This window comes from Nioella sediminis, from assembly GCF_001879695.1.
GTDB lineage: Bacteria > Pseudomonadota > Alphaproteobacteria > Rhodobacterales > Rhodobacteraceae > Nioella > Nioella sediminis.
This window is the reverse complement of sequence record NZ_MNBL01000116.1, coordinates 1-3,453: the sequence shown is the minus strand read 5'-3', so window position 1 is coordinate 3,453 and position 3,453 is coordinate 1. Positions and strand designations below refer to the sequence as shown.

Annotated in this window: 1 protein-coding gene; it reads left to right on the top strand. The window is 68.5% G+C overall.

The window, feature by feature from the left end; genetic code table 11:
- The coding region (gene smc, locus BKY26_RS14760) for a chromosome segregation protein SMC (protein WP_071691160.1) at positions 1-3,178 on the top strand (3,178 nt) is incomplete at its 5' end.
- Between the last annotated feature and the right edge of the window lie 275 nt (positions 3,179-3,453).

The window sequence follows — 3,453 nt, the reverse complement described above, 5'->3', positions numbered from 1 at the left end:
GCCCGCCAGTTTCAACGATACCGACAATCTGGAAATCATCCGCCGGATCACTCGTGATGCCGGGTCTGCCTTCAAGACCAATGGCAAGGATGTCCGCGCCCGCGATGTGCAGATGCTGTTTGCCGATGCCTCCACCGGGGCGCATTCGCCCGCGCTGGTGCGGCAGGGGCAGATTTCGGAACTGATCAACGCCAAACCCAAGGCAAGGCGGCGCATTTTGGAAGAGGCGGCTGGGATTTCCGGGCTTTACCAGCGGCGGCACGAGGCCGAGCTGAAGCTGAAAGGCGCGGAAACCAACCTGGCGCGGGTCGAGGACGTACTCGATCAGTTGAACGGCCAGTTGGGGGCACTGGCCCGGCAGGCCAAACAGGCCGCGCGCTACCGCGAGATTGGCGGGGAGTTGCGGCAGGCCGAGGGGCTGTTGCTCTATCGCCGCTGGAAAGAGGCCGATGATGCACGGGCCGAAGCCGAGGCCGCCCTGCGCGACGCGATCACCGCCGCCGCCCGCGCCGAAACCGCCGCACGTGAGGCCGCAAAGGCCCGCGAAACGGCAGAAGAGGCCGTCCCGCCCCTGCGCGAGGAAGAGGCGATTGCCGCCGCGCTGTTGCAACGGGTGACTGTCGAACGCAACGCCCTGAGCGAGGAAGAGGCCCGCGCGCGGCGCGCGATTGAGACCCTGACCAACCGCATCGCACAGCTGGCGAAGGACCTGGCGCGAGAGGGCAGTCTGAACGCCGATGCGGGCAGCACCATCGAGACGCTGGAACGCGAGGCCGAGGATCTGCGCGCCGCAGGTGACGGTCACGAGGACGCCCTGAGCGCCGCTCTGGAGGCGGTCGACGCCGCGACCACGGCGCTGGCAGAACAGGAAACCGTCCATTCCAGCCTGACCGAAGAGGCCGCCCGCCTTGCCGCCCGTCACCAGTCTGCGCAACGGCTGGTCGATGACAGCGCCCGCGCCGCCGACCGCCACGGGACCGAGGCCGAGAAAGCCCGCGCCGAAGCCGATCAGGCCGAGGCACGGCTGGCAACCCTGGCGCAGGAACACGAGGAGGCCGAAGCCGCCCTTGCCCGCGCCACCGATCTGTCCGCCCGCGCCGAAGAAACCCTGTCCGAGGCCGAAGCCGCAAGGTCCGACGCGCAAACGCACGAGGCCGAGGCACGGTCGGTTCTGGCCGAGTCCGAGGGCGAGTGGAACACGCTCGACGCGGAAGTGCGGGCGATGTCGAAACTGCTGGAACGCGAACGCGGCGGGCGCAACCAGTTGCTTGACCGGGTGCGCGTGGCCCCGGGATACGAGGCCGCCGTTGGCGCAGCGCTGGCCGATGACCTGAAAGCCCCCGAGGCGGAGGAGGGCACCGGCTGGACCACCCTGCCGCAATATGATGCGCCGCAGCCCCTGCCTGCCGGTGTCGTGTCGCTGGCCGAATATGTGGACGCGCCGCCGGTTCTGGCCCGTCGTCTGCGCCAGGTGGGTGTGTTGCAGAACGGCGAAGGTCCGCGCCTGCAACCGCAGTTGTTGCCCGGTCAGCGGCTGGTCACCCGTGCCGGCGATCTGTTCAGGTGGGATGGCTTCGCGCTCGCCGCCGCCGACAGCTCCTCCTCCGCCGCGCGGCGGCTGGAGCAGGTCAACAAACTGAACGACATGTCAGCGGAACTGGAACGCGCCGCCATTGCCGTGGATCGCGCCCGCACCAGCCACCGGGCCAATGCCGACCGGTTGGCCGCCCTGACCGAGGCCGACAAACAGGCCCGCGCCGCCCGCCGCGCCGCCGATCAGCAGATGGCCGATGCCAGCCGCGCCTATTCGCGGACCGAGGCCGACCGCAACATTCTGGAAGGCCGCCTCGAAACCCTGCGCCAGGCCGCCGCCCGACATGGCGAAGAGGCCGAAGCCGCCCGCCAGACCCTTGCCGATGCCACCCGCGCCCGGTCAGAGCTGGACGATCTGGACACCGCCCGCTCCCGCGTGGAAGACGCCCGCGCCGGGGTGGAAACCGCCCGTTCCGTCCTGTTGGCCGCCCGATCCGCCCATGGCGAACTGAAACGCGCGGGCGAGGCACGCGACAGCCGCCTGACCCGGATTTCGGAAGAGGTCTCGACCTGGCAAAAACGGCTCGACAACGCCGCGACCCGCATCAAGGAGCTGGAAAACCGCAAGGGCTACGCCGAGGTGGAGCTTGAAGCGGCGCAGAAGGCCCCGGATCAGATCATCGCCCGCAAGGATCAGCTGGCCGACACGATAGACACCGCAGAGACCCGCCGAAAGGCCGCCACCGACGCGCTGGCGCTTGGTGAAACCCGGCTGCGAGAGGCGGTGCAGGCGGAACGCGAGTCCGAGCGCGCAGCCTCTGACGCCCGCGAATCCCGCGCCCGCGCCGAGGCCCGCCGCGACAGTGCCGCCGAGGTGCTGGAGACCGCCGCCGACCGGATCGAGGAAGAGATGGAGGTGGGGCCCGCGAAACTGCTGGAGCAGCTTGGCGCCGACCCCGACCGCATGCCCTCAGTCGACAGCATCGAGGCCGATGTGATGCGCCTGCGCCGTCAGCGCGACGCGCTCGGGGCGGTCAATCTGCGGGCCGAGGAAGACGCCCGCGAGGTAACCGAGGAACGCGACACGCTGGCCGCCGAGAAGGTCGATCTGGAGGAAGCCATCCGCAAGCTGCGTGGCGGTATTTCCAGCCTCAACCGCGAAGGCCGTGAACGCCTTCTGGCCGCGTTCGAAGAGGTGAACAGCAATTTCGCCATGCTCTTCACCCACCTCTTCGGCGGTGGCGAGGCCAAGCTGGTGCTCGTTGAAAGCGACGACCCGCTGGAAGCCGGGCTGGAGATCCTCTGCCAGCCGCCGGGCAAGAAGCTGTCGACGCTCTCCCTTCTGTCAGGCGGGGAACAGACCCTGACGGCGCTGGCGCTGATCTTTGCCGTCTTCCTGGCCAACCCCGCGCCGATCTGCGTGCTCGACGAGGTCGACGCGCCGCTCGATGACGCTAATGTCACCCGCTTCTGCGACCTGCTGGACGAGATGACCCGCCAGACCGACACCCGCTTCCTGATCATCACCCACCACGCGGTAACGATGAGCCGGATGGACCGTCTCTTCGGGGTGACCATGGCCGAACAGGGCGTCAGCCAGCTCGTGTCGGTGGATCTCAAGAAGGCCGAGCAGATGGTCGCCTGATGGCAGGCTAAAAGCGCCTGAGCAGGCTATCCCCCTTATACTGAACGCCCTTTCATCTTGGGCCAAATACCTCCGCCGGAGGCATCCCGCACCAACCGCCTTCACCGCAGTCAGATCTGATGACCGGACCTGGCATTCTTCCGTGGCAACGCGGACCGACGAGGCCTCCGGCGTCAGCCGGGGGTTGAGGAGGGCCGCTCCCGGGTCGACGCGCGATGCGCGGCGAAACCGGATTACAGCCTGCGCAGCAGTTCCGTCGTGGGCCAGGCATCGGC